Here is a 26595-nt window from a genome sequence, read left to right on the forward strand (position 1 = left end):
GTCACCCCTGTGCAGGGGCGCGTGTGGCTTAGAAACGGGGATCCGTATCGTCCTCGTCATCCTCGTCATCGCCACCGGCAGGCAGGTTGAAGAAGCTGTCAGCGTCAACCACATCCTCTTCTTCGGCGCGGCTCGGCTTGTCGCTGCCACCGAGGGTAAAGGTCTCCAGACCCTCGATCGCCGACGGCATACGGGGCTCTGCGTCCATCTCCAGCGACTGTTCAGTCGACACCAACTTGCGACGTTCGTCATCGCTCATCACACCACCTTCGGCAGCCTTCTTGGCGGCGGCTTTCTGTACGGCGGCATCCAGTTCGGACTGTTTACACAGGCCCAGCGCGACCGGGTCGATCGGCTGGATATTGGCAATGTTCCAATGGGTCCGCTCGCGGATCGCCTGAATGGTCGGCTTGGTGGTGCCCACCAGCTTGGAAATCTGGCCATCGGACAGCTCAGGGTGGAACTTCACCAGCCAGTAGATCGACGCCGGACGGTCCTGACGCTTGGACAGCGGCGTGTAGCGCGGTCCACGGCGTTTCTCTTCACCGGCAGCAGCCGGGTTGAACTTCAACTTCAGCTTATGCAGCGGGTTGTTTTCGGCCTTATCCACCTCTTCCTGCGTCAGCTGGTTGTTGGCAACTGGGTCGAACCCTTTGACGCCAGCAGCCACATCGCCATCAGCGATGCCCTGGATTTCCAGCTCGTGCATACCGACAAAATCGGCAATCTGTTTGAAGCTGATCGTGGTATTGTCCACCAGCCACACGGCGGTCGCCTTGGCCATCAACGGTTTTGCCATGCGCTCATCTCCTTAGTAACACGGTTGTCCCAGATACATCTTTCCCGTCGCCTGAAAGAGGCTTCCCCGATTTGGGGCGGTTTCCGTTGTCGGGGAACTTCAATTCTATATAGTCGCGATGTTTCTATAAGGAAAGAGGCGAATGCGCGGCATCAAACGGACCCTGAAGGCAGCCCTTATTGCGGTAGAAACTGTCGGACTGGGCATCGCCATTGCCGCGACATCGCCGAGACAGGCAACAGCCGAAGGCGAGATTGCCGGGCAGTTCGACTACTATGTCCTCAGTCTCAGCTGGTCGCCGAACTGGTGTGCGCTGGAAGGCGATGCCAAACGGTCCGAGCAATGCGACCCCCGCCACGATCATGGCTGGACCCTACATGGGCTCTGGCCGCAGTTCCATCGTGGCTGGCCGAGCTACTGCCGCACCGCAGAGGCACCGCCGACCCGCCAGCAGACGCAGCAGATGGCCGACATCATGGGGACCTCCGGCCTCGCCTGGCATCAGTGGAAGAAACACGGAACCTGTAGTGGCCTGTCCGCTCGCGAATATTTCGCCCTCTCCCGGCAGGCCTATGCAGAGATCAACCGACCGCGTGCCTTTCGCAGGCTGACCCAAGCCGTGACCCTACCCGCCAGTCTGGTGGAGCAGGCCTTTCTGCAGGACAACCCCGATCTGAAGCCCGACACGCTGACCATCACCTGCCGCAATGGCCACATCCAGGAAGCCCGCATCTGTCTATCCCGCGAGCTGAAACCCGTGCCCTGCGGCCGCGATGTGATCCGGGACTGCACGCAGAAAAACGCGGTGTTCGAGCCGATCCGCTAGCGCTGCGATCCGCACGGCCAGACGGCCCCTGCGCCGAAGCACAGGGAGAGGCACCGGGAAATGGCATCCCTCGCGCCATAGTGACCCAATTTGCGCTGCCTTTATGGTAGACTGAGCATATGCACCACTCTGAGAGCACCTCAGATCCGGACCTGTCGTGCTCACCTCCCTTGACCGGACTGCCGCGCACTGCGCGAACCCGAGAGGAATAATCATGGCACGAACCATCGGAAACCCCATCAGCTGGCTGGCAAAATCCGTTGGCCTGACCAGTTCCCATCTCTCCGCTTCGGTGGACCATCTGGGCAGTGACAAGGCAGGCGAGATGCCCCGCGTGCTCCAGCTGGAGATGGCAGACCTCGGTGCTGCGCTGCGGGCCGGGTGGCAGGATTTCGCGGCCTGCCGGTCTGATGCCATGGCGCTTGTCTTTCTCTACCCGCTGATTGGCGTGGCCTTGGTTGTCCTCAGCCTGTCGATGAACCTCCTGCCGTTGATCCTCCCGCTGGTCCTCGGATTTGCGCTGGTTGGCCCGGTCGCCGCCGTTGGGCTCTATGAGATGTCATCACGCCGCGAGGCCGGTTTCACACCGCGCTGGATGGACGCCTTTGCCGTGCTGCGCTCCCCGGCGTTCCTGTCGATCCTGATGCTGGGCCTATATCTGGCCGCGCTCTGCATCCTCTGGCTGACGGTGGCTGCGGCGATCTACAACCGCACGCTCGGGCCCGAGGCCCCGACATCTCTGGCGGCCTTTACCCAGGATATCTTCACCACCGCTGCCGGCTGGGCAATGCTGGTGATCGGCGGCACCGTAGGCGGGATCTTCGCCTTTGCAGCGCTCGCGGTCAGCCTTGTGTCTTTTCCGCTGTTGCTGGACCGGCATGTCGGCCTGCCCATCGCTGTCGCCACATCCCTGCGCGTGGTGCGCAGGAATCTCTGGGTCTCGCTGGTCTGGGGCCTCCTTGTCGCGCTTGCACTGCTGGTCGCTGCAATCCCGATGTTTGCGGGCATGATCGTGGTGGTCCCGGTATTGGGACACGCCACCTGGCATCTCTATCGCCGAGCCGTTGCCTGACACGTGCCGGCGACAACCGCGCCTGCACGATCAGCCCGCGCGGCGGGGCCTACCCCTCGCCGCCGACCTCCAAAACAATCTTGCCGATATGCGCAGAGCTTTCCATCCGTGCATGGGCCGCCGCCGCATCTTCCAGGGCAAAGGTCTGGTCCATCACCGGCGCGAATTTCCCTGCCTCGATAAGTGGCCAGACCACCTCGCGCAGATCCCGCGCAATCTGCGCCTTTGCCAGATCGCTCTGTGGTCGCAGTGTTGATCCGGTCAGCGTCAGACGTCGCGCCATGACCTGGGCAAAGTTCAACTCCACCTTCGGACCTGACAGAAACGCGATGTGGACCATGCGGCCATCATCCGCGAGCGCACGCACGTTGCGAGGAATATAGTCGCCGCCCACCATGTCCAGAATCAGATTGGCCCCGCCTTCGCTTTTCATTACCTCGACGAAATCCTCATCGCGGTAATTGATCGCCCGTTCGGCCCCAAGCGTCAGGCACGCCGCACATTTCTCATCTGATCCGGCGGTCGTGAAGACCCGCGCGCCCAGCTGCGAAGCAAGCTGAATCGCGGTTGTTCCGATACCGGATGACCCTCCGTGAACAAGAAACCGCTCCCCGGCCAGCAGGCCCCCGCGGGTAAAGACGTTGGACCAGACGGTGAAACAGGTCTCCGGCAGGCAAGCCGCCTGCTTCATTGACAGCCCCTCAGGCACCGGCAGGCAATGCGCCGCTGGCGTCGCGACGTATTCGGCATAGCCGCCGCCGGGTAGCAGCGCACAGACCCGGTCGCCCACAGTCAGCTCGCTGACCCCGGCGCCAATGGCGACCACCTCGCCTGAGGCTTCCAGGCCCGGCAGGTCGCTGGCGGTCGGGGGAGGTGCGTATTTGCCCGCGCGTTGCAGCGCATCCGGGCGATTGACGCCTGCATAGGCCACTTTCAGAACCACCTGCCCATGCGCCGGGCTCGGCATCGGGCGCGCACAGCCCTGCAAAACCTCAGGCCCACCCGGCTCGCGAATCTCAATCGCCTGCATCATCTCGGTCATTGGCATTCCTCCGCTGTTGTCACTGCCTAGCAAAGGACGGCTGCCCGTCAAAGACGTTGCATTGGCACAGGCAACCAGAACGTTGCGCCCATCAGCGCCGCGGGGTCGACCAGCTGCCCGGCAGGTCGTCGCGCGCGCTCGGCGCCTTTATCTGCTGGGCCAGCCAGTTCGGCCCGACCAGCAGAGGTTTCAGCAACGGGTTGGACTGCACCTGCGCCTTCAGTTTCTCGAACTGCATGACGTTATCGATGCGACGGTCGAGAAACTCCCAGCTGGCCTGGTGGTTCAGACTGTCGTCTCCCAGCCAATAGAGCACGGTCGCAGAATAGACGCCCGCAAGCGATCCCCGCTTGGTGTACCAGTTGATATCCTCCGAAGAATCGCCAAGCGCGGTCCAGATCGCATCCACCGTGCCCCAGATCAGCCGAACACCATCGCCTGCGTATTGTGGCAGCGAAAACAAAGTGGTGCCACGGCGCACGGCTTCCTTATCGTCGACGACCTCCAGCCGCAGACGCACCGCCCGTGCGATCTTGTCACGAAACCGCAGGCCGGTCATGTCCTCTTGCGCCAATCGCTCAAGCATCAGCTGATCACCACGCCTGTGAAAGGCAACCGCCAGATCTACCGCGCCGCGTGGGCACAACGCCTCCGCCAGCGCCGGGGCAACACCGGCGTCCGCCACAGCTGCAGAGAATGTCGAGGCGCTCCAGCCATCAAAGGGCACATGCAGTAATGCGGCATTCAGCAGCCGCTCGATGGTGTCGCCCGCCTCAGGCACGGAGCGCGGGTCGGTGTGATCCTCAATCGTCATGATATCGCCTTCCGAAATCTCATCTCTCTCTAATCGCAATCGCGTCTTCTGGACACCGGGTATCACCTGCGGCGCGGACAGACACGCCCGGACTGTTCGGCTCAGCGACAATGACGCATCAAACAGCTACAGGAGCATCTGCACCGCCCCTGCCCGGCACTGGACAAGCTAGCACGACCTTGCTATATGGCCAGCTCCTGCAAATCCTTGCAACTCAACTTAGAAAGGTGGTGAAAACCACATGCAGGTTAGTGTTCGCGACAATAACGTCGATCAGGCGCTTCGTGCCCTGAAGAAAAAGCTGCAGCGTGAAGGCGTCTTCCGCGAAATGAAGCTCAAGCAACATTTCGAGAAGCCGTCCGAGAAAAAAGCGCGTGAGAAAGCTGAAGCGATTCGCCGTGCCCGTAAACTGGCACGTAAGAAAGCACAGCGCGAAGGCCTCCTCTGAGCCCTTCGATCCGCAGTTCTGGACGCAAAATTGACGACCCCCGAGGCTTTGCCGCGGGGGTTTGTCGTTTTTGGCCTACCCGAAAATAGCGAGTGCGACAATCCGTCGCCTATAAAATTAATATTTTATCAAAAAATACACGCAATACGTGTGTTCGTGTCAGGAAAACTGCGCTAGTCTGGTTAATGCAAGGGCAGGCTGAAGCGTTTCCCCAGCAGCTGCTCGCGCCATCGGATCTGGAACACCCGGTGGTTTAAACCCGGAGCAGGCAGCGTCTCCCCCCCATCAGGCGCTTGTCTTACCCCCTTACAACCAAGGCATTTGCCGCTCCGGGTTCCTTCTCTCCTCAGAACCCACGGGTAGACAGCGCCCTGACTGCGCTTTCTCTAACAGCCCCGCAACACGCCTGCGCGCCCGCCCGATCAGGCGCAGCCAGGGCACTGTCCCGGCGGCTGTCCAGACGCGACAAACGGCCTGCCGTCAGTAGATCTTGGGCACGTAGAGGTCATCCGGCAGCACCCGGCGTTCGTAATCCGGCTTGTACTCTCGGTCCGGCAGCGAGACCCGTTCGCTCGGCACCTCGCTATATGGAATCTTCGTCAGCAGATGCTCGATACAGTTCAGCCGCTCGCGCTTCTTGTCGTTGCCCTCGACGATATACCAGGGCGCTTCCGGGATATTGGTGCGCTCGAACATATCCTCCTTGGCCTTGGTATACTGCTCCCAGCGGATTCGGCTCTCCAGATCCATCGGCGACAGCTTCCACTGTTTCATCGGATCATGGATCCGCATGAGAAACCGCAGCTGCTGTTCTTCATCGGTGATGGAAAACCAGTATTTCAGCAGGATGATGCCCGACCGAACCAGCATCCGCTCGAATTCGGGAACGTCCTGAAAGAACTGTTCGACCTGGTCATCGCTGGCAAATCCCATCACCCGCTCCACCCCGGCGCGATTGTACCAGGAGCGGTCGAAGAGCACGATTTCACCCGCCGCCGGCAGATACGGCACATAGCGCTGGAAATACCACTGGCTCTGCTCACGGCGGCTGGGGGCGGGCAAGGCCACCACCCGCGCCACCCGCGGGTTCAGGCGCTGGGTGATCCGCTTGATCACCCCGCCCTTGCCTGCGCTGTCGCGGCCCTCAAACAGGATGCAGACCTTTGCCCCAGTGTGCTGGACCCAGTCCTGCACCTTGATCAGCTCCGCCTGCAACCGCAGCAGATTGCGGAAATAGACCTTACGGTCCAGCATCTCCGGATGCTGTGAGCGATAGATCTTGCGCAGCTCCATCGACAGCATCGGTTCGGCGAACTCGATCTCGAAATCTTCGTCCAACGTGTCCTGAAGTTCAGCGTCCAGCCAGTCAAAGGAATCAGGGTCATACTCGCTGGTCACGCTCGGGCTCCTTGGTCGGTTAGTGGTCAGTCACGCGGCAGTAGCAGGCGGATGTGATTGTTTCATGTCACACCATACCGTCGCAGAGATCCGTCGGCACTCCGCGCCGTCACTGCCAACAGGCCATCGCTCCCCGTGGCGCGACCGCCGACAGGGTCAGAACAGGGAATCGAATAATCCGAACGGGCGCAAGGGGGCACGGTGCGAGAAACACCAATTACGAGCGATGATCACTCAAAATCATGTCAGCTGCCTTTTCCGCGATCATGATTGTGGGGGCATTGGTATTGCCGCTGGGAATCACCGGCATCACACTGGCATCAACCACCCGCAGCCCCGCCACTCCGCGCAGCCGAAGCGCCCCATCCACCGGCGCCGCCTCCTCGATGCCCATCCGCACCGTACAGGTCGGGTGAAATATCGTGGTGCCGATATCACCCGCTGCCTGCATCAGATCCGCCTCCTCATCGGATCCGCCGCCCGGCTTCAGCTCCTCCGGCAGATAGCGGCGCATGGCGGACTGCCCCATGATCGCGCGTGCCTGCCGGATCGCGGCGACCGCGACCTGACGATCGCCTGCGGTTGACAGGTAATTGGGTGCAATACGCGGCGCCTGCATCGGATCGGCGCTGGTGATCGCCACCTCACCCCGGCTTTCGGGCCGCAGGTTGCACACACTCGCCGTCAGCCCCGGAAAGTCATGCAGCGGCTGACCAAATGCCTCCAGCGTCAGGGGCTGCACGTGATACTCCAGATCCGGCGTTGCCAGATCCGGGCGCGACCGTGAAAACGCACCCAGCTGACTGGGCGCCATCGACATCGGGCCAGACCGGCGCAGCGCATATTCGGCAGCGATCTTCACCTTGCCAATCAGCGAGTTTGCCAGCGTGTTCAGCGTCTTTGCCCCGCTCAGCCGCCAGGCACAGCGCAGCTGCAGATGATCCTGAAGGTTCCGCCCAATCTCAGGTAGGTCACGATGCACCTCGATCCCATGCGCCCGCAGCAGTTCCGCCGGACCCAGGCCAGAGAGTTGCAGGATCTGAGGGCTGTTGATTGCGCCCGCCGACAGCACGATTTCCCCCCGCGTCCGCGCGGTCCTGATCACGCCACCCTGGCTGTACTCCACGCCCACCGCCCGGCCCTCTTCGATCAGAATGCGCCGTGTATGGGCGCCGGTCTCGACCTTCAGTGTCTCGCCGGTGGCGGTCCGCAGAAACGCCTTTGCGGTGTTCATCCGCCAGCCGCCACGCTGATTCACCCGGAAGTAACCGACTCCTTCGTTGTTACCGGTGTTGAAATCCGTGACCTTTGGCAGCCCCCAGTCCGCGGCCGCCTGCATCCAGTCGTCCAGCACATCCCAATGCAGCCGCTGGTTTTCCACCCGCCATTCGCCGCCCGAGCCGTGCAGATCGGACGGCCCTTCGACATAATCCTCCGACTTCTTGAAATAGGGCAGCACGTCGTCCCAGCCCCAGCCGGTCAGGCCGCGCTGACGCCAGCCGTCATAATCCGCCGCCTGTCCACGCAGGTACAACATCCCGTTGATGGAGGAACAGCCGCCCAGCACCTTGCCACGCGGATAGATCAGCGCCCGCCCGTTCAGCCCGGCCTCGGCCTCGGTCCGATACATCCAGTCGGTACGCGGATTGTTGATGCAATAGAGATATCCCATCGGGATATGCACCCAATGGTAGTTGTCCCGGCCTCCCGCTTCCAACAGCAGCACGCGCTGCCCTGCGGCACTCAACCGGTTGGCCAGCACACACCCCGCGCTGCCCGCGCCAATGATGATATAGTCCCAGTCCATATGCCCCCGCCCGCGACGATCCTGCCGTCTTGTTCTGCCTGAGTAGTCTTTCCCAGATCACGGAGCCTTACAAGCCGCCCTGCCACAGGGGCGCTGCCCCGGTCAGACCGGCAGCGCCGTGGTCTTGAACACCGTACGCAGCGCAAAGGAGCTTTGCATCTGCGCCACGCCGGGCAGTCGCGTCAGATGCTGGCGATGGATGCGGGCGAAATCATCGGTGTTTTCAGCCACCACCTTCAGGATGTAATCCGCCGTTCCCGCCATCAGATGACATTCAAGCACATCCGGAATGCGTGCCACTGCCTTCTCAAACGCGTCCAGCAGCTCGTCGGCCTGGCTTTGCAGGGTAATCTCCACAAATACCGTTGCGGGCAGGTTCATCTTGCGTGCATCCAGCAGCGCGACATAATTGCGGATATAGCCATCCGCCTCCAGGCGCTGGACCCGTCGGTGGCAGGCCGACGCCGACAGGTTAACCTGTTCGCTCAGCTCTGCGTTGGAGATCCGGCCCTGCTTCTGCAACACCTGCAAGATCCGACGATCCGTGTGATCAAGTGACATATGGTGAAAGATCCTTCGTCAAAGTTACAATATATTCGAAGAACCTTCGATCTGCACCTTTTTAATCTGCCCAAAAAAGAAGCACTTTTCACTGCGCCTGCGGCACAATAGCGCAAGCATGTAGGAGGAGTGATTACATGAAAATCGGATGCCCCACAGAGATCAAGCCGCAGGAATTTCGCGTCGGCATGACGCCGGACGCCGCCCGTGAAGCCGTTAACCACGGACATTCTGTCCTGATCCAGGCCGGTGCTGGCATGGGTGCAGGTTTCACCGATGAGGATTACGTCGCCGCTGGTGCCGCCATCATCGACACCGCCGAAGAAATCTTCGCCACCGCCGACATGATCGTGAAGGTCAAGGAACCCCAGGCCGTTGAGCGCAAGATGCTGCGCGAAGGCCAGCTGCTGTTCACCTATCTGCACCTGGCCCCCGATCCGGAGCAGACAAAGGATCTTCTGGAAAGCGGCTGTACCGCCATCGCCTATGAAACCGTGACCGACGACCGTGGCGGCCTGCCGCTGCTGGCGCCGATGTCCGAAGTGGCCGGCCGTCTGGCCCCGCAGGTTGGCGCATACACCCTGCAAAAGGCAAACGGTGGCCGTGGCGTTCTGATGGGCGGCGTGCCCGGCGTGGCCCCCGCCAAGGTTGTTGTGATCGGCGGCGGTGTGGTCGGCACCCATGCGGCCAAGATCGCTGCGGGCATGGGCGCAGATGTCACTATTCTCGACCGGTCGCTCACACGCCTGAAGTACCTCGACGATGTCTTCGGTCGCGACTTCAAGAACCAGTATTCCACCGCTGGTGCCACCGCCGAGCTGGTCCGTGACGCCGATATGGTGATCGGTGCGGTTCTGATCCCCGGTGCCGCGGCGCCGAAACTGGTCTCCCGTGCACAGCTCAGCGAGATGAAGCCGGGTGCGGTTCTGGTCGACGTCGCTATCGACCAGGGCGGCTGCTTCGAGACCTCCAGAGCCACCACCCACGCCGACCCGATCTACGAAGTCGACGGCATCATGCACTACTGCGTGGCCAACATGCCGGGCGCCGTCGCGCGCACCTCGACCCAGGCCCTGGGCAATGCGACCCTGCCCTTCATGCTGAATCTCGCCAACAAAGGATGGAAACAGGCCTGCGCCGATGATCCGCACCTGCTGAACGGTCTGAACGTCCACGCGGGCAAGCTGACCTATTTCGCCGTCGGCAAGGCACTGGGTATCGACGTCGTCTCCCCACAACTGATGATCAAGTAACACCTCCCTCACACTTGGCATCAGCCTGAACAAGGCCCCGCAATCGCGGGGCCTTGTCGCATTTTCAGCAGGTTTGATCCGCCGCAAAAATAATTCTGCAAGCGCCACTAGACAATCGGTCTAGTCAGCTTATGTCTAGCGTCATGAGTGAGACACGCCTGCAAATTCTGGACACCGGCCGCAAGCTGACCGCACAGCGCGGCTACACCTCGGTTGGCCTGACCGAGCTGCTGAGCACGGCGCAGGTGCCCAAAGGCTCCTTCTATCACTATTTCGCCTCGAAAGAGGATTATGGCTGCGCGCTCCTGCGCCACTATGTTGATCAATACCGGCTGGAGCTCCGGCACACGCTGAATGATCCCGAACAGTCGGGGCGGGATCAGGTGCTGGGCTATTTCCGCTGCTGGAAAGATCGCCAGATCTCCGGCAACGCAGAGCAGAAATGCCTGATCGTGAAGCTAGCAGCAGAAGTGTCCGATCTGTCCGCCGACATGCGCGCGATCCTGCAACACGGCGTTGAATCGATCGTCGCCCGCCTGTCCGACTGCCTTCGCGGCGCGCAGGCAGATGCGTCTCTGGCCGCCGGTGTCGATCCCCACCAGACCGCCACAACCCTCTACCAGATCTGGCTGGGCGCCAGCCTCATGGCACATCTGTCCCAGGACGGCGCGCCGTTTGAAACCGCCATGTCCCAGACCCTGATCATGCTCCCACCACCGCAGAGCTAATCCGCGCCAAAAAAATTTTCCAACCACTAGACGATCGGTCTAGTTCGCAACTTCATCAGAGAGGAACCATCCCATGCCACAGTCCGACAGCACCAACCGCAAATTCGTCCTCGCAGAGCGCCCCAAGGGTGAGCCGACCGACAGCACCCTGCGCCTGGAAACCAGCGACATCCCGACCCCCGGCGAAGGCCAGATGCTGCTGCGCAACGAATACCTGTCGCTGGATCCCTACATGCGCGGCCGGATGAGCAGCGCCCCGTCTTATGCCGCTCCGGTCGAAATCGGAGAGGTCATGGTGGGTGGCACCGTTGCACAGGTCGTGACCTCCAACCTTCAGGGGTACGAACCGGGCGACTGGGTTGTCGCCTTCGGCGGCTGGCAGGACTATGCACTGTCTGATGGCACCCTCACCATCAATATGGGCAAGACCCCGCAGAACCCCTCTTGGGCGCTTGGTGTTCTGGGCATGCCCGGTCTCACCGCCTGGGCGGGTCTCACCCAGATCGGCCAGCCAAAGGAAGGCGAAACACTGGTGGTCGCAGGCGCCAGCGGACCCGTGGGGGCGACCGTAGGCCAGATCGGCAAGATCCTCGGTTTGCGCGTTGTCGGCATCGCCGGCGGGGCCGAAAAATGCCAGCATGTCGTCGACACTTTGGGCTTTGACGCCTGCATAGATTACAAGACTGATAGCTTTGCCGACGATCTCACCAAGGCGGTCCCGGATGGCATCGACATCTATTTCGAGAACGTCGGCGGTGCCGTCTTCGATGCGGTGATGCCGCTGTTGAACCCCTCGGCTCGGATCCCGCTCTGCGGCCTCATCTCCCAGTATAATGCCACCGCCCTGCCCGAAGGCCCCGACCGGATGAACTATCTGATGGGCCAGATGCTGCGCAAGCGCATCACCATGCGCGGCTTCATTGTCTTTGACGATTTCGGCCACCTCTACCCGGAGTTCGCCAAGCAGATGACCGGCTGGGTACAGGACGGCAAAGTGAAATACCGCGAGGAAATGATCGAAGGTCTGGAACAAGCGCCCGCCGCATTCGTTGGTCTCCTGAGAGGCGAGGCCTTTGGCAAACGCGTCATTCACCTCGCCGACTGATCTGAACCTCATATGGAAAGGAGACCCGAGATGAAAATCCTGATGGTTCTCACATCCCACGACCAACTGGGCGACACGGGCGAAAAAACCGGCTTCTGGCTGGAGGAATTCGCCGCCCCCTACTACGTGTTCAAAGATGCCGGCGCCGAAGTCACGCTGGCCTCGCCCAAGGGCGGCCAGCCGCCACTTGACCCCAAAAGCGACGATGACAGCGCCCAGACCGAAGCCACCCGCCGGTTCAAGGACGATCCCGCCGCGCAGGGCGCCTTGGCCAATACCAAGGTGCTGTCCGAGGTGACAGACGCAGGTTTCGATGCGATCTTCTACCCCGGTGGCCACGGCCCGCTCTGGGATCTGGCCGAAGACGCCGACAGCCGCCGCCTGATCGAAGGGTTCGCCCGGAGCGACCGCCCGGTCGGCGCCGTCTGCCACGCCCCGGCCGTGTTCCGCCACACCGAGGGGGCCGATGGCAAACCGCTGGTGGCGGGCAAGCGCGTCACCGGATTCACCAACACCGAGGAAGAGGCCGTTGGCCTCACCGATGTGGTGCCCTTCCTGGTCGAGGACATGCTGAAAGCCAATGGCGGCCTGTATGAAAAACAGGACGACTGGGCGGAATTTGCCATCATCGACGGCAAGCTGGTCACCGGACAGAACCCGGCCTCCTCCGAGGATGCAGCCCGCAAGCTGATGTCGCTTCTCTAACGACGCGCGACAGACCACCAATAAAAAGGCCGCCCTCCATCACGGGGGGCGGCCTTCTCCGGTCTCGCAGAACAGCGCGATCAGATCGCTTCTTTCATACTTTCTTCCAGATAGATCTCGCGCAGGCGCTTGGCGATCGGGCCCGGCGTACCATCGCCCAGCGCTACACCATCGATTTCAACAACCGGCATCACAAAAGCAGAAGCCGAGGTGGTAAAGGCCTCATCCGCCGCCTTGGCTTCCTCGATGGTGAACAGGCGCTCTTCCACTTTCAGCTGCGCCTCTTCCGCCATGCGCAGAACCGCCTTGCGAGTGATGCCGTGCAAAATGTCATTGGACAGCGGGCGGGTGACGATCACGCCATCCTTGACGAAATAGGCGTTGTTCGACGTCCCCTCGGTCACATGACCATCCTCGATCATCCAGGCGTCATCTGCGCCGGCCTTCTTGGCCATCATCTTGCCCATGGAGGGGTAGAGCAGCTGCACCGTCTTGATGTCGCGACGGCCCCAGCGGATGTCCTCGATCGAGATGATCTTGGCGCCTTTCTTGGCTGCCGGGCTGTCCGCAAGACCGGGTTTGTTCTGGGTAAACAGCACCAGCGTCGGCTGGGTATCGGCAGAGGGGAACACAAAATCACGATCCCCGTCCGAGCCACGGCTGACCTGCAGATAGACCAGGCCTTCCTCGATACCGTTCAGTTCAACCAGCTTGCGGTGGATCTCCAGCAGCTCTTCCTTCGAGCAGGGCTCCGCCATCTCCAGCTCATCCAGCGAGCGCTTCAAACGCACGGCGTGACCTTCGAAATCGATCAGCTTGCCGCCCAGAACCGACGTCACCTCATAGACCGCATCCGCCATCAGAAAGCCGCGGTCAAAAATGGAGACCTTGGCTTCGGTCTCGGGCAGGTATTCGCCATTCACATATACGGTACGGGTCATCTTGGTCTCCTTAACCCCACAAGGCTGCGTTCGGCGGGTGCACGCCGGCTGCGTCGAAATTCAACGGTTCCTCGCGGTCTTCGGCCAGAAGCAGCGGCCCGTCAAGGTCCGTGACCATCGCACCCTGCGCCACCAGTGTCGCAGGGGCCATCGCCAGAGACGATCCCACCATGCAGCCCACCATCACATCAAAGCCCCGTGCCAGTGCCGCCTCGCGCAGTTTCAGCGCTTCGGTCAGCCCGCCGGTCTTGTCCAGCTTGATATTGATGACATCATATTTTCCTTCAAGCGCAGCAAGGCTCTCACGGTCATGGCAGCTCTCATCGGCGCAGACCGGCACCGGCCGCTCCATCCCTAACAGGGCCTCATCCTCTCCCGCGGGCAGCGGCTGTTCAACCAGCGCCACACCCAGCCGCACCAGATGCGGGGCAAGATCGGCATAGACCTCCGCGCTCCACCCCTCATTGGCATCAACGATGATCCGCGCATCAGGCGCACCCGCGCGCACGGCTTCCAGGCGGGCCATATCGTCAGCGGTCCCCAGCTTGATCTTCAGAAGCGGACGATGGGCATTCTTCGCTGCCTGCGCCTGCATGTTCTCGGGGCTATCAAGCGACAGCGTATAGGCGGTGATCTCGGGCTTTGGCTCAGGCAGACCTGCCAGCTCCCAGACGCGCTTGCTCGCCCGTTTCGCTTCCAGATCCCATAGCGCACAATCCACTGCGTTGCGCGCCGCGCCCGCAGGCAGGAGCGATTGCAGCTCTTCACGACCAAATGTCTCAGGCAGACCTTCAATCTCGGCAGTGACACTCTCAAGCGTCTCGCCATAGCGCGCATAGGGCACACATTCGCCCCAGCCCGTCATACCATCCTGCTCAATGCGGACCGTCAGCACCTTGGCCTCGGTGCGCGAGCCGCGGGAGATGGTAAAGACCTGCGCCAACTTGAAGGTATCGGGGGTCACGCTGATCTGCATGGCTGTCTCCATCACTGCGGTTTTAGTCAATCTCTATTTGGTCAAATCCGACCGCGCGGGATCCAACCGGACAAGGCGTCGGCAAGGACGCAGGCCCGGGATGTCATCTTTCCCGAAATACTCCCGCCGGAGGCTCCGATCCTGTCGGACCACCCCGGCGACAGCGAGGTTAGATCACACCGCGTTCAGCGCGTCCACCAGACGGCCAGCGCCATGGCGATAGGGATCAACCGCAGGCAGACCCATCCGCGCCTCGACCTCGGCGAGGTAGGATTTCGCCTCTTCCTCGCTCAAATGCTGGGTGTTGACGGAAATGCCAACAACCTTGCAGTCCGGGTTGGAAACCTGCGCCAGCGGCAGCGCGGTATCACGCAGCTGCTCCAGGCTCGGCAGCTTATATCCCGGCAGGCCACGCATATGCTCACGGGTCGGCTCATGGCACAGGATCAGCGCATCCGGCTGCCCACCATGCACCAGTGCCATGGTCACCCCGGAATACGACACGTGAAACAAAGAGCCCTGACCTTCGATCAGATCCCAGTGGTCGTCTTCATTGTCCGGCGTCAGATACTCGACGGCACCGGCCATGAAATCCGCAATCACGGCATCCAGCGGCACGCCTTGGCCGGTGATCAGAATACCCGTCTGACCCGTCGCGCGGAAGGACGACTTCATCCCGCGTTCCTGCATCTCGGCATCCATCGCCAGCGCGGTATACATCTTGCCGACCGAACAATCCGTGCCAACCGCCAGACAGCGCTTGCCGCTGCGCTTCACCCCATTGGCGATCGGATAGCCAACAGTGGGCACGCGCACATCATGCAGGGTGCCGCCATGGGTCTGGGCAGCTGCCACCAGATCGCCCTCATCGCGCAGCAGGTTGTGCAGGCCAGACGCCAGATCATAGCCCATCTCGAGGGCCGCAATCAGCACCTCTTTCCACGCCGGAGAGATCACGCCGCCCCGGTTGGCAACACCGATCACCAGCGTCTTGGCACCGGCGGCCTTGGCCTCTGCCAGCGTCATGTCGGTCAGCCCCAGATCGGCACCACAGCCCGGCAGGCGGATCTGGCCCACCGCATGGTCGGGCCGCCAGTCACGGATACCGATGGCCACCTTGGCAGCCAGCATATCGGGCGCGTCGCCCAGAAACAGCAGATACGGGGTCTCGATCATGGCGGGGCCTCCTGAGTAAAAGTCGAGTTCCGCGCGAGTTTAAGAGAGCCGCTCTGCGAGAGGCTCCCGAATTCCGCGCAATATCCGTAGGTCAACGCAGATTTCTTCGACGTTTTCGCAAATTACACGAAGATTATTCGATCCTCGCGAAGGATGCGCGCGTTCCTTGCTTGGTTGCGCCCGCAGGCACGCGTCAGAGCTGCCGCTTTCTGCATCTGCAATGCTGCGCTTGCACAAATTCCTTGCAGGTTGGATCGTAATTTAATACCAAAACAGAAGGAAAATTTGACACTTCATTACTCAAAGGTCGCCAGCATGAGTTTTCGCATCCAACCCGCCGCCCCGGCCCGCCCCAACCGTTGCCAGTTGTTCGGCCCCGGCTCCAACACCAAGCTCTTTCCCAAAATGGCGGCCTCGGCAGCGGATGTGATCAACCTCGATCTGGAAGATTCGGTAGCCCCCTCCGACAAGGACAGCGCCCGCGCCAATGTGATCGAGGCCCTGAACACGGTCGACTGGGGCAACAAATACATGTCGGTGCGCATCAACGGGCTGGATACGCCCTATTGGTATCGCGATGTTGTGGATCTTCTCGAACAGGCCGGTGACCGCCTCGATCAGATCATGATCCCCAAGGTGGGCTGCGCTGAAGACGTCTATGCGGTCGACGCGCTGGTCACCGCCATTGAACGCGCCAAGGGCCGCAGCAAACCGGTATCCTTTGAGGTGATCATCGAATCCGCTGCGGGCATCGCCCATGTCGAAGCCATCGCCGCCAGCAGCCCACGCCTTCAGGCCATGTCGCTGGGTGCGGCGGATTTCGCGGCCTCAATGGGCATGCAGACCACCGGCATCGGCGGCACGCAGGAAGACTACTACATGCTGCGCGCGGGCGAAAAACACTGGTCCGATCCCTGGCACTGGGCGCAGGCCGCCATCGTTGCCGCCTGTCGCACCCATGGCATCCTGCCGGTGGACGGTCCATTCGGAGATTTCTCTGATGACGAGGGCTATATCGCCCAGGCCAAACGCTCCGCCACGCTGGGGATGGTCGGGAAATGGGCCATCCACCCCAAACAGATCGCACTGGCCAATCAGGTCTTCACCCCGTCGCAAGAGGCAGTCTCCGAGGCCCGCGAAATCCTCGCCGCAATGGAAACCGCCAAGGCCAACGGCGAAGGTGCCACCGTCTACAAGGGTCGCCTGGTCGATATCGCCTCGATCAAACAGGCCGAGGTGATTGTCGCCCAATCGGACCTGATCGCCAGCAACAGCTGACCCAGAAAGCCGGGAGCGCAACCGCGCTCCCGCCCAGCCACAGGCGCAGACCATGACCGACCTCACGCTCATCCATACGGCCGACGTCCATGTGGCAACCTTCGAGGCGCTGGCCGGCTCGGCAAAACTGCACCACATTGTCCGTCCCGACTGGCTCGAACGGGCGCAAAATGGCATCGACGACACCCTGCGCGAGGAGGTCACCGCCGAGATCCGCCAGGTCACCGGTCCCGCCCTGTGCACCTGCACCACGCTGGGCGAGCTGGCAGAAACCGCTGGCGCCACGCGACTCGACTGGCCGATGATGCAGGCCGCCGCCCAGATCGGCGGTCCGGTGCTGCTCGCCTACTGCCTGGACAGCACCCGCGCGGCCTCCACTGCGCTGCTCGAACGCGCCTTCGCCCAAAACGGCCAGACCGCCGAGATCCGCAGCCTGCCGCTGACCGGCCTCTGGCCTCATTTCACCAATGGCAACAGCGAGTTGTTCCACACCGAGATCGCCACCTGGATCAGCACCAGCCTGGCCTTGGTGGCTGATACCGCCTGTGTGGTCCTGGCGCAGGCCTCGATGGCCGGGGCTGCTGATCTCGTGAAAACGGATATCCCCGTACTGGCCTCCCCTGCCATCGCCATGCGCGCCGCCCTGGCCGAAGGGTGACAGCAGCCCTGTCAACTTTCCTCAAATACTCAAAAATACCACCACCCCGGCGCTCAGGCCCGCAGATCCTTGGGTGATCCCATGACCACATAGGTGGTGATCGAAGTGACATAAGGCGACGTGCCCAGAATATCGGTGTGAAACTTCTTGTAACTTGGCAGATCTGCGCATTCGACCCGCAGCAGATATTCGATGGTGCCGGTGATATTGTGGCACTCCACCACCTCCGGCGCCTGTCGCATCGCAACCTCAAAGGCCTCCTGCGCCTCCTTGGTGTGTTCGCCAAGGCCAACGCCGATATAGGTGACAAACCCCACGCCCAGCGCCTGACGGTTCAACACCGCACGGTAGCCGGTGATGAGACCGCTGCGCTCCATCTCTTGTACCCGGCGCAGACAGGCGGAGGGCGACAGACCAACCCGGTCGGCCAGCTCCAGATTGCTGATCCGCCCGTCCCGGGTTAGCTCACGCAATATCTTGTCGTTTATCTGATCAAGTTTCGCCATTTGTTGCAAAACATGATCCATTCACGCAGAGAACGCAATTTCATTCACGCCGAGACCCTGCATTTTCATCGCCATGACTTATGAACTCTTCCTCGCCCTTGCGGCTTTTGTCTTCGGCACTGTTTTCACGCCCGGTCCCAACAATCTGATGTTGATGGCCTCAGGCGCCAATTTCGGTTTCCAGCGCACCCTGCCACATCTTCTTGGCGTGGCGATCGGCTTTCCGCTGATGATCCTGCCGGTGGGCCTTGGCGTGATGCAGCTGTTCGACGCCTTCCCGCCACTCACCTGGATCATGACCGCCCTGTCGGTGGCCTATATGCTCTGGCTGGCCTGGAAGGTCGCCAATGCGGCCCCGCCGCAGGACGGCGAGGCACAGGGCACGCCGCTCAGCTTTCTTCAGGCCTGTGCCTTCCAATGGGTCAACCCAAAGGCCTGGGCAATGGCACTCGGCGCGATCACCCTCTATGCAGCCAGCCGCGATGTGACGGCGATCCTCTGGGTATCGGGCACCTATCTGCTGATTGGCTGTTTCTCAGCCTCGACCTGGACCATTCTGGGTCAGCAACTGCGACGGCTGCTGACCCGGCCTGCTCAGCTGCGGGCATTCAACTGGACCATGGCGGCGCTGCTGTTGGCCTCGCTGGCCGCGATCCTGCTACAGGGCTGACACTCACTTCAGCGGCAGGCAGATTTCGGTCAGCAGCTCCTCCGGCGCGACCTGATGCGGATCATTGAGATAGATCTCGTAACAGGGCGCATCGGCCGGCTCTTCCTGCGACTGCGGTAACCAGGCCCCGAACAGATCGCCATAGGCCGCATGGATCCCGGAGTATGGCCCCTTGTAAGTCAGGACTGCGGTCTTGCCGCCGGGCAAGACAACCTCTTCCATCCCCTCCGGCAGGACGCTGTCATCGGCCGTGCTGGCCCCGGCGAAGCTGCGCAGCTCCGCATCCGGAACAGCATCCGGACTGTCGAGGTAGACACCGATCATCTGGCGCATCTGCGGCCAGAGATTGCGCGCCGTACAAAGCGCGGAAAAGGCCTCGAAACTGCGACCAATCTCGCTATAGGCGCCTTTGTGGGCGAGCGCGGCCAGCCTGCGGCCGGGTTCGGTGCGAAGGGTAACGGGTAACATGGGTTCTCCTTTGGCAATCAGATTGGGATTTGGCGGCAGAAGACGGCCTCTTTTGCGAAACGCAGCGGGCGACACCCCATAGGCATCGGCGAAAACACGGGCAAAAGAACGTGGATTGGGATAGCCGGCAGCCTCGCCGATACGCTCGATCCGCGCGCTGCCCTGCACCAGAGCGGTCGCCGCCAGATGCAGCCGGATACGGCGCACCGCCTGCGCGCAGGTTTCCCCGGTCAGGGCGCGAAACACCCGGTGCCAATGGAACCGCGACATCGCCGCGACATCCGCCAGCGCATCCAGCGACAGATCCCCCTCGGGGTTGTCGTAGATATACGCCAGCACACGCAGAATGCGGTCCTCATAGGAGTTGCTCATCGGAAAACGTCCCTCTTCTGACCGGTTTTGGGTGCCATAGCAGCACTTCACAAATCTTGCTGAGTTGCATCCGCCGCCCCTTGAGGCCATATATCGGGCAAACCGCTCGAGTGAGACGACATGACCCAGTACATGGATTTTGAGAAACCGTTGGCCGAAATCGAAGGCAAGGCGGAAGAACTGCGCGCCCTGGCCCGGGCCAATGAAGAGGCCGATCTGACAGATGAGGCCGCAGCGCTAGACGCCAAGGCGGCGCAGTTGCTGATCGATCTTTACAAGGATCTGACCCCCTGGCGCAAATGTCAGGTCGCGCGTCACCCCGAACGGCCGCATTGCCGCGATTACATTGATGCGCTGTTCACCGAATACACGCCACTGGCCGGTGACCGGAACTTTGCCGATGATCTGGCGGTTATGGGCGGCCTGGCCCGCTTCAACGACCAGCCGGTGATGGTGATCGGCCATGAAAAAGGGTCCAACACCAAGGCTCGCATCGCCCATAACTTTGGCATGGCCCGCCCCGAAGGCTACCGCAAAGCCATCCGCCTGATGGAAATGGCCGGTCGTTTTGGCCTGCCGGTGGTGACCCTTGTGGACACCGCAGGCGCCTATCCCGGCAAAGGTGCCGAAGAACGCGGCCAATCCGAAGCCATTGCCCGCTCCACCGAGATGTGCCTCAAGATCGGTGTGCCGCTGATCTCCATCATCATCGGCGAAGGCGGCTCCGGTGGCGCTGTGGCCTTTGCCACCGCGAACCGCGTCGCGATGCTGGAACATTCGGTTTACTCCGTGATCAGCCCCGAAGGCTGCGCCTCGATCCTCTGGAAGGATGCCGAGAAAATGCGTGAAGCCGCCGAAGCCCTGCGCCTTACCGCCCAGAACCTCAAGGAGCTGGCCGTGGTGGATAAGATCATCCCGGAACCGCTCGGCGGCGCCCATCGCAATGCCGAAGCCGCCTTTGAGGCGGTGCGCGGCGCGCTGGCGGAGATGCTGGCCGAGCTGGAGGGCAAAGATGCCGCCACGCTGATCAAGGACCGGCGCCAGAAGTTCCTGGACATCGGCTCCAAGGGGCTGGCGGCCTGACGCCTCCCCCGCCCTAAAGTCCGCATCCTTGCGGCGCCGGTGGCATAACTGCCCGGACCAGGGCGCATGGCCATCACTACAGCAGCCGACAAAGCCGACCCTCGCCCGGTCGGCTTTGTGACATCAGCGGGCATCACCGGCTGCCAACCGGCAACTGAGCAAAGCGGCCCGCACTGCTGGCCCGGTCTCGCCGTCCTCATCGGCCAGACAGGAGGGATCGGTCATCCAGCTCCCTCCGATCCTCGATCAGCGCCGGCCCTCAGGGCAACGGTACGCAAGCGCTCCCGCGGCCACGCTTCACCGGCTTACGCCGCTGCCGCTGGCGGCCTTGGGCCTGGCCCGGCGCATGGCGCCGGGCCAGGCCCAACTGCGAGGACAATTGGTATAATTGGCCTGAGCCGGCGGGAGCACCCGGCCGACATTGGGACACCGCAGATCCGGCGTTCACCCTGCCAGCAGCCGCAGCCCCTGGGTCACGTCAGACCGGACCGCCAGCCGCAATCCCGGCTCATCCCCCGCCTTCAGCGCGGCAATGATCAGCTTGTGGTTCTGCGGCGGCTCGGTCCGCCGCAACCGCCCGTAGAGCGCCCGCATGGTCGGGCCCAGCTGCAACCAGACGGTCTCTGCCATGGCCAGCATCGCTGGCGCCTGCGCCCGCAGATAAAGCGTCCGGTGAAACTCCAGATTGGTGCGGATATAGCCCACCGCATCGCGCTTGGAGATCATCTCGGCCACATTGGTATTTATGCTTTGCAACCGGTCGATCAGGGCAATATGCGCACGCGGCAGCGCCCGGCTGGCCAGCTCCACCTCGATCAGCGCGCGCAGGGCCGCCAGTTCTTCGATCCGCTCGTTTGTCAGCTCCGGCGTCGACACCCGGCCCGAAGATGACAGGAACAGCGCCCCCTCAGCCACCAGCCGCCGTACCGATTCGCGGGCCGGCGTCATCGACACATCAAACTCGCGACCAATCCCCCGCAGGGTCAGCGCCTCCCCTGGCGTCATCTCGCCATGCATGATCCGCGTGCGCAAGGTACGGTAGACCCGATCATGGGCGGACCCTGTGGGCGGCTCGGCGGTGGGGCGAACGGGATTGGACATGAGGTTCTTGTGATCACAAAACCACGTCACGTCAACAGCTCTCACAGCGTGAGGCCCTGAGCCCTCCCCCGCGCGCGCCGGGGCCGTCAGAACCGGTAGCGATGCAGGTGGTTGCCTTCGCTGCGCAGCCAGCCACGTGCCCCATCATATGGCCCGTAAAGCTCTCGGACGATGGCCCAGAAGGCCGGTGAGTGATTCATCTCCGCCAGGTGGGCCACCTCATGCGCCGCGACGTAGCGCAGCACCTCCGGTGGCGCCAGGATCAGCCGCCAAGAGTACATCAGCGCGCCATCGGAGGAACAGGATCCCCATCGCGACCGCGTATCCCGCAGGCTGATCCGGCAATAGCTGCGGCCCAGCGCCGCCGCATATTGATCCGACGCCGCCGCCAGCCGGTCGCGGGCCAGCTCTTGCAGGTAGCGCTGGATGCGGCGCCCCGGCCCCGCCCCGTTCACCGCCCCCGGCACCGCCAGTTGTCCCGGCTGCAACAGCAGGCGACGCCCGGTTCCAGCCACCACCCGTCGCGGTTGCCCGTCAATGGGCAGCAGGCTGCCATAGCCTACCTCTATGGGATCCGGGTGCCGCGCCAGATGGCCGCGGATCCAGTCTTCCTTTTCCTGGGCAAAGGCCAGCGCCTCTCGCTCTGGCACCCGCGCCGGCAGCGTCAGCGTCACCCGCCCGTCCAGCCCGGAGATCCGCAAACTGATCCGCCGCGCCCGCGCCGAGCGGCGCAGCGTCAGCGGAACCGGCGGATCTCCGGGCAGGTGATGATCAGCCATGGCGACCTCCCCTTTTGGCAAAGGCTTTGACAGCACCCGGCGCATATGGCAAGGCACCTGAATCGTCGAACCGACTCAGCAGAAAATCAAGGGGATCCACATGCCCAATGAAGAATGGGGTGTAAAGCGCGTTTGCCCGACAACCGGCAAACGTTTTTATGACCTGAACAAGAACCCGATCATCAGCCCATACACTGGCGAGGTGGTCGAACTGAACAACGGCAAAAGCCGGATGATCGAAGCCGACGCCGAAGACGCGGCAAGCCGTAAGGCCAAGGAAAACACCGACGGCGATGACGCGGTGCTTGATGATGCAGATGACGTCGATCTGGATCTGGGCGACGATGTCCTGGATGACGATGACGACGAGGACAACGTCTCGCTTGAAGATATCGCCGACGTCGCCTCTGAAGACGACGATTCCTAAGGCCACACGGCCCTTGGGGGAGGTGCTGCCACCTCCCCCGGACAGCCAGAATTACAGCCGAAATTCAGCTGCCAAAAAAATCTCGGACGATGGTGCATTTTCCGCTTGCGGCCCGCGCCAGCCTCCCTTAAATCACCGTCACACACCGCGAGACGGAAACGAAACGCGGCGGTTTGGGGCCTTAGCTCAGCTGGGAGAGCGCCTGCATGGCATGCAGGAGGTCAGCGGTTCGATCCCGCTAGGCTCCACCAAACCCTCTCTGAAATGAGTAAGATGGCGTGGCTCACTCCACAGCATGAACTGGCTCATCTGTGCCGCACGGTGCTGTTTTCACTCAACAATCACTGCCGCATTGATCCGCACCCTGGGACGGGAATATCGCCTTGCAGTCCTTTATCCCGCCAGATCGGGGGGCGGCAAATGGGTGACCATCTCCTCGTTTTGCATTTTTGGCAGCGCATAATAGACCCTGAGCCGAAGACCACGGCCACAGCACAACCACCATCCGCTCATGACGCCCGCCGCACGCGACGATGGCTTGAAAAGATGTGCTGCGAGCAGATATGCGGTCACGCGGCGTCGTCACCTTGCGGTCATGCCGATCCCCAGATCGGGCACCTCGCGCCGCGCGAGCGTCAGCACCCCATGCCCTCGCGCCGTGTCAGGCCGCGTGCAGATGCCCGATGTCGCGGCGCCTGAGGGATCGACGTGCAAGATCGCCATAGGCTCCGCGCACGCGGCTACGTCCGGGCTCGCCGGTCAACCCATGCACCGCAGCGAGGTCGGGGAACAAGGTCAGCAGCTCTCGCATATCATCGACCGAAAGGCCTCGGATGGCCTCGGGGCCGGGCCAGAAAGTTTCGGTCGCGATGCCTTCGGCAAAGATAACCTCATGTTGCTCGGTCATCAGATGCACATAGGTGACGGGTGCGTGATGCGCGATCTGGCAGGTGAAGTCTGGATCCGCTTCGGCCAGCAATTTCGACGAGATGAACTTTTCGTCGCGGGAATGATCCGGCATCAGGGCGCGATCACTGACAATCAGGCGATGCTGGGGTGACAGCAGCATCGGACGCTCGGGCGAGAGGATCCCACCGGGGCGCAGGCAATAGGGACGCAGATGCGGGCGCTGCAGCAGCTCGGCCGAGCTGAGATGACGCTTGCCGACCCAGATCACCGGCTGAAAGCCGTTGTCAGCGGTTTGCAGCAGATCGCCGACCCGGATCTGACCGGCCGGAACCGCCCCCCGCCGCGTTGCAAGCAGGACATTCGGGGTAAAACAGGGGATCCCCGCTGAATAGAGCTGATTGTGGCTGCTCATCTGCGCCGGGGTAACCCCCTGCAGCACCAATTGTTCACCCCCCGGAAAGGTCAGCAGGGCATTGCCGAAACCATCGTCGGAAACGACAACATCGCTGGTCATGACCGCGCCGCCGACTCCGCTGCCACCGGTCAGCCCCGAAACATCCAGCTGATCGTTGTAGAAGCCATTGCCATCGTCATCGTTGAGATCGAAATCGCCGACGGTATCAACGCCGCCCGCCTGGGTGAGGATCAGCCGGTCATCGCCAGCACCGCCGATGATCGAGTCCTGGCCGCTACCCAGCGTGATGGTGTCATCCCCGGCACCGGCATCAATATTGACACCGGCATTGTCAACGGAGGCATCAACCACATCGCCCTGGTTCGTTAGGGTCAGCCGTTCGATCTCGCTGAAGGTGACCGTATCGGCGCCGTCGGTGATCTGCCCCGCTTCAAACCCGGTATAGGTGACCGTGACACTGCTGGTGACTGCCGACATGTCGATGTGGTCGGAGTCATTGCCGGCCTCACCGCCCGAGATCGTGTCATTGCCAAAGCCGTCCGACATCTGGAACGTATCGGCATCCGCTTCGCCATACATCTTGTCAGCGCCGCTGCCCCCGACCAGCAGGTCGTTGTCATTGCCGCCGTACATCGTGTCGGCGCCATCGCCGCCTTCCAGCGTGTCGTTGCCATCGGTTGCGACGATGCTGTCATCGCCGGTCCCGCCCACCAGGCTGTCGTCACCGGCCGAGTTGCGCAGGGTATCATTGCCTGCACCCCCGATCAGCGTGTCATTCCCGAGGCCGGTGGTCAGGCTGTCGTCGCCATCGCCGCCATCAATGTAATCATCCCCGTCACCACCGGAGATGGTATCGGCCCCGAGACCACCCATCAACGTATCATTGCCAATGCCGCCGTCCATGACGTCGTTGCCATCACCGCCGTCGAGGCTGTCGTTTCCGGACTCGCCATACATCAGGTCGTTGTCAGCGCCGCCAAGCAGGAGGTCGCCGTCATTGCCCCCGTACATGGTGTCGTCGCCAGCACCACCTTCCAGCGTGTCAAAACCGTCGGTCGCAACGATGCTGTCGTTGCCAACCCCGCCGACCAGGCTGTCATCGCCGGCCGAGTTGTTCAGGGTGTCATTGCCCTCGCCGCCGATCAGCGTGTCGTTGCCAATTCCGGTGGACAGCTGGTCATCACCGGCACCACCTTCGATATAGTCATCGCCGTCACCGCCGGAGAGGGTATCGCCCCCCTCGCCGCCAATCAGGGTATCCGCGCCGACGCCGCCATCCATGACGTCATCACCATCACCACCCTCCAGATGGTCGTCCCCCTCCTCGCCCATGATGGAGTCATTGCCGCCCTGACCATAGACAATATCATTGCCGTCGCCCGCCAGCACGGTATCGGCGCCCTGTTCGATGATCGTGGTGACCGGATCGTCCAGAATATCACCCGATAGGGTAAAACCCGACAATCCGACACGGGTCTGCAGGGTGAACTCGATCGACGAACGATCTTCAAAGGAGGCAGAGAACCAGGAATCCTGATCCGTATAATCGTTCAGTTCCGAACCGGTGGCCTTGACCACATTTCCGTCGATACCCGTGGTCAGCGAGGAATCGGAGGAAATACCAAAAGAGGTGAAACTGTTGCCATCGATGATCACCGCCTCGGCGTCGCCGGTTTGACTGTTGTCATCAATGTCGTTGAAGGTCGCGGTCGAGTTCAGATAGACCGTTTCACCGGTTATGGGATCAAAAAACTCCAGCCGGAATTTGGCCTGATCCCCCGGCTGGTTCCCGGTCAGGAGGATTTCCGCGCCGGCGGTATAACCGAATTCAACCGACATATTGGCGTTGGATTTTTCAAGCAGGATCAGCCTGCCGGAGATGCTGGTGCCATCCTCAAGCTTGGCGATATCCCTGAAAATCGCATAGTTCCCGACGGAGCCGGTGCTGCCGTCATGGACCACGCTCTGGATGTTGTTGATGTCGAGCGTCAGCGGTGATGCGTTTGCCCCCTGCGCAAAACCGTCCCCCATGTCGCCATAGATGACATCATTGCCGAGGCCCCCGTCGATGACATCGCTGCCCTCCTCACCGGCAACGGTATCGTCTCCCTCACCGGCATCCATGGTATCGTCACCGGTGGTGCCGCCCATTCTGTCATTACCCCGGCCACCGACAAGAGTAGCAAGGAGATCTTCGAGCCAACTTGGACGGGGCATGGCGGGTATCAATCCTTAGCTGATCAAAACGCAGTATTCATGACCAGTGGGAACGGACCCA

26 protein-coding genes and 1 tRNA gene are annotated in these 26595 nt (G+C 61.9%); 13 read left to right on the forward strand and 14 right to left on the reverse strand.

Annotated features, from left to right (window positions below; translation table 11 throughout):
* Positions 1-28: 28 nt before the first annotated feature.
* Entirely contained in the window at positions 29-799 is a 771-nt protein-coding gene (locus VWZ87_RS16050; protein WP_340546702.1) for a DUF1013 domain-containing protein, read from the reverse strand.
* Positions 800-941: 142 nt separating this feature from the next.
* On the opposite strand from VWZ87_RS16050, the gene VWZ87_RS16055 reads away from it, so the two are divergent.
* Positions 942-1625 (forward strand): ribonuclease T2 family protein, encoded by a 684-nt coding sequence (locus tag VWZ87_RS16055; protein ID WP_416534617.1) that lies wholly within the window; start codon positions 942-944, stop codon positions 1623-1625.
* Positions 1626-1839: 214 nt separating this feature from the next.
* Complete coding sequence (locus VWZ87_RS16060; protein WP_416534618.1) at positions 1840-2697, forward strand: DUF2189 domain-containing protein; 858 nt, start codon at positions 1840-1842, stop codon at positions 2695-2697.
* A gap of 49 nt (positions 2698-2746) precedes the next feature.
* On the opposite strand, the gene VWZ87_RS16065 is transcribed toward VWZ87_RS16060, so the two are convergent.
* Positions 2747-3739 carry an NAD(P)H-quinone oxidoreductase gene (locus VWZ87_RS16065; protein ID WP_416534619.1) on the reverse strand — a complete coding sequence of 331 codons (993 nt, stop codon included), beginning with the start codon at positions 3737-3739 and terminating at the stop codon, positions 2747-2749.
* 91 nt (positions 3740-3830) lie between these two features.
* Positions 3831-4553, reverse strand: coding sequence for a COQ9 family protein (locus VWZ87_RS16070; RefSeq protein ID WP_416534620.1), 723 nt, complete (start codon positions 4551-4553; stop codon positions 3831-3833).
* Positions 4554-4794: 241 nt separating this feature from the next.
* Here VWZ87_RS16070 and rpsU point away from each other — a divergent pair, with 241 nt between their 5' ends.
* Entirely contained in the window at positions 4795-5001 is a 207-nt protein-coding gene (gene rpsU / locus VWZ87_RS16075; protein ID WP_005614280.1) for a 30S ribosomal protein S21, read from the forward strand.
* A 480-nt stretch (positions 5002-5481) separates the two neighbouring features.
* On the opposite strand, the gene ppk2 is transcribed toward rpsU, so the two are convergent.
* The 3 genes from ppk2 to VWZ87_RS16090 all read right to left on the reverse strand — a co-directional run bounded on the left by ppk2 (position 5482) and on the right by VWZ87_RS16090 (position 8767).
* Positions 5482-6399, reverse strand: coding sequence for a polyphosphate kinase 2 (gene ppk2 / locus VWZ87_RS16080; protein ID WP_340546697.1), 918 nt, complete (start codon positions 6397-6399; stop codon positions 5482-5484).
* A 217-nt stretch (positions 6400-6616) separates the two neighbouring features.
* Positions 6617-8206: a GMC family oxidoreductase gene (locus VWZ87_RS16085; protein WP_416536890.1), complete on the reverse strand. Its 1590-nt coding sequence runs from the start codon at positions 8204-8206 to the stop codon at positions 6617-6619.
* Positions 8207-8308: 102 nt separating this feature from the next.
* Positions 8309-8767, reverse strand: coding sequence for an Lrp/AsnC family transcriptional regulator (locus VWZ87_RS16090; protein WP_014875917.1), 459 nt, complete (start codon positions 8765-8767; stop codon positions 8309-8311).
* A gap of 137 nt (positions 8768-8904) precedes the next feature.
* Here VWZ87_RS16090 and ald point away from each other — a divergent pair, with 137 nt between their 5' ends.
* From ald to VWZ87_RS16110, 4 genes are all read left to right on the forward strand, one after another.
* Positions 8905-10020 carry an alanine dehydrogenase gene (gene ald / locus VWZ87_RS16095; protein WP_340546695.1) on the forward strand — a complete coding sequence of 372 codons (1116 nt, stop codon included), beginning with the start codon at positions 8905-8907 and terminating at the stop codon, positions 10018-10020.
* A gap of 143 nt (positions 10021-10163) precedes the next feature.
* The gene (locus tag VWZ87_RS16100; protein WP_416534622.1) at positions 10164-10748 is read left to right on the forward strand and encodes a TetR/AcrR family transcriptional regulator; all 585 of its coding nucleotides are present in this window, start codon (positions 10164-10166) and stop codon (positions 10746-10748) included.
* 73 nt (positions 10749-10821) lie between these two features.
* On the forward strand, positions 10822-11853 hold the full coding sequence (locus VWZ87_RS16105; RefSeq protein WP_416534623.1) for an NADP-dependent oxidoreductase: 1032 nt from the start codon (positions 10822-10824) through the stop codon (positions 11851-11853).
* A 30-nt stretch (positions 11854-11883) separates the two neighbouring features.
* A complete protein-coding gene (locus VWZ87_RS16110) occupies positions 11884-12558 on the forward strand; it encodes a type 1 glutamine amidotransferase domain-containing protein (RefSeq protein ID WP_340546692.1) in 675 nt (224 codons plus the stop codon).
* Between the two features lie 80 nt (positions 12559-12638).
* On the opposite strand, the gene VWZ87_RS16115 is transcribed toward VWZ87_RS16110, so the two are convergent.
* From VWZ87_RS16115 to dgcN, 3 genes are all read right to left on the reverse strand, one after another.
* Positions 12639-13499 (reverse strand): D-amino-acid transaminase, encoded by an 861-nt coding sequence (locus VWZ87_RS16115; RefSeq protein ID WP_340546691.1) that lies wholly within the window; start codon positions 13497-13499, stop codon positions 12639-12641.
* A gap of 10 nt (positions 13500-13509) precedes the next feature.
* A complete protein-coding gene (gene dgcA / locus VWZ87_RS16120) occupies positions 13510-14475 on the reverse strand; it encodes an N-acetyl-D-Glu racemase DgcA (RefSeq protein ID WP_416534624.1) in 966 nt (321 codons plus the stop codon).
* Positions 14476-14649: 174 nt separating this feature from the next.
* Entirely contained in the window at positions 14650-15651 is a 1002-nt protein-coding gene (dgcN, locus tag VWZ87_RS16125; RefSeq protein WP_340546689.1) for an N-acetyltransferase DgcN, read from the reverse strand.
* Between the two features lie 315 nt (positions 15652-15966).
* Here dgcN and VWZ87_RS16130 point away from each other — a divergent pair, with 315 nt between their 5' ends.
* Both VWZ87_RS16130 and VWZ87_RS16135 read left to right on the forward strand, forming a co-directional pair.
* Positions 15967-16929 (forward strand): L-malyl-CoA/beta-methylmalyl-CoA lyase, encoded by a 963-nt coding sequence (locus tag VWZ87_RS16130; protein ID WP_340546688.1) that lies wholly within the window; start codon positions 15967-15969, stop codon positions 16927-16929.
* A gap of 52 nt (positions 16930-16981) precedes the next feature.
* Positions 16982-17587 (forward strand): hypothetical protein, encoded by a 606-nt coding sequence (locus VWZ87_RS16135; RefSeq protein WP_416534625.1) that lies wholly within the window; start codon positions 16982-16984, stop codon positions 17585-17587.
* Between the two features lie 53 nt (positions 17588-17640).
* On the opposite strand, the gene VWZ87_RS16140 is transcribed toward VWZ87_RS16135, so the two are convergent.
* A complete protein-coding gene (locus tag VWZ87_RS16140) occupies positions 17641-18093 on the reverse strand; it encodes an Lrp/AsnC family transcriptional regulator (RefSeq protein ID WP_416534626.1) in 453 nt (150 codons plus the stop codon).
* A gap of 73 nt (positions 18094-18166) precedes the next feature.
* Here VWZ87_RS16140 and VWZ87_RS16145 point away from each other — a divergent pair, with 73 nt between their 5' ends.
* Complete coding sequence (locus VWZ87_RS16145) at positions 18167-18763, forward strand: LysE family translocator (RefSeq protein ID WP_340546685.1); 597 nt, start codon at positions 18167-18169, stop codon at positions 18761-18763.
* A 3-nt stretch (positions 18764-18766) separates the two neighbouring features.
* Here the strand turns inward: VWZ87_RS16145 and VWZ87_RS16150 are convergent, their stop codons facing one another.
* A complete protein-coding gene (locus tag VWZ87_RS16150) occupies positions 18767-19603 on the reverse strand; it encodes an AraC family transcriptional regulator (protein WP_416534627.1) in 837 nt (278 codons plus the stop codon).
* Between the two features lie 120 nt (positions 19604-19723).
* On the opposite strand from VWZ87_RS16150, the gene VWZ87_RS16155 reads away from it, so the two are divergent.
* A complete protein-coding gene (locus VWZ87_RS16155; protein ID WP_340546683.1) occupies positions 19724-20686 on the forward strand; it encodes an acetyl-CoA carboxylase carboxyltransferase subunit alpha in 963 nt (320 codons plus the stop codon).
* Between the two features lie 444 nt (positions 20687-21130).
* Here VWZ87_RS16155 and VWZ87_RS16160 read toward each other — a convergent pair whose 3' ends face one another.
* Positions 21131-21787 (reverse strand): GntR family transcriptional regulator, encoded by a 657-nt coding sequence (locus VWZ87_RS16160; protein WP_340546682.1) that lies wholly within the window; start codon positions 21785-21787, stop codon positions 21131-21133.
* Positions 21788-21873: 86 nt separating this feature from the next.
* Entirely contained in the window at positions 21874-22566 is a 693-nt protein-coding gene (locus VWZ87_RS16165) for a SprT family zinc-dependent metalloprotease (protein ID WP_340546681.1), read from the reverse strand.
* 100 nt (positions 22567-22666) lie between these two features.
* Here VWZ87_RS16165 and VWZ87_RS16170 point away from each other — a divergent pair, with 100 nt between their 5' ends.
* A complete protein-coding gene (locus VWZ87_RS16170) occupies positions 22667-22993 on the forward strand; it encodes a TIGR02300 family protein (RefSeq protein WP_416535560.1) in 327 nt (108 codons plus the stop codon).
* Positions 22994-23168: 175 nt separating this feature from the next.
* Positions 23169-23244: transfer RNA gene (locus VWZ87_RS16175), tRNA-Ala, on the forward strand.
* Between the two features lie 410 nt (positions 23245-23654).
* On the opposite strand, the gene VWZ87_RS16180 is transcribed toward VWZ87_RS16175, so the two are convergent.
* Positions 23655-26534 (reverse strand): Hint domain-containing protein, encoded by a 2880-nt coding sequence (locus tag VWZ87_RS16180; RefSeq protein ID WP_416535561.1) that lies wholly within the window; start codon positions 26532-26534, stop codon positions 23655-23657.
* Positions 26535-26595: the final 61 nt, after the last annotated feature.

The sequence above is a fragment of the Phaeobacter sp. JH20_37 genome (genome assembly GCF_048056015.1).
GTDB classification, from domain to species: domain Bacteria; phylum Pseudomonadota; class Alphaproteobacteria; order Rhodobacterales; family Rhodobacteraceae; genus Phaeobacter; species Phaeobacter bryozoorum.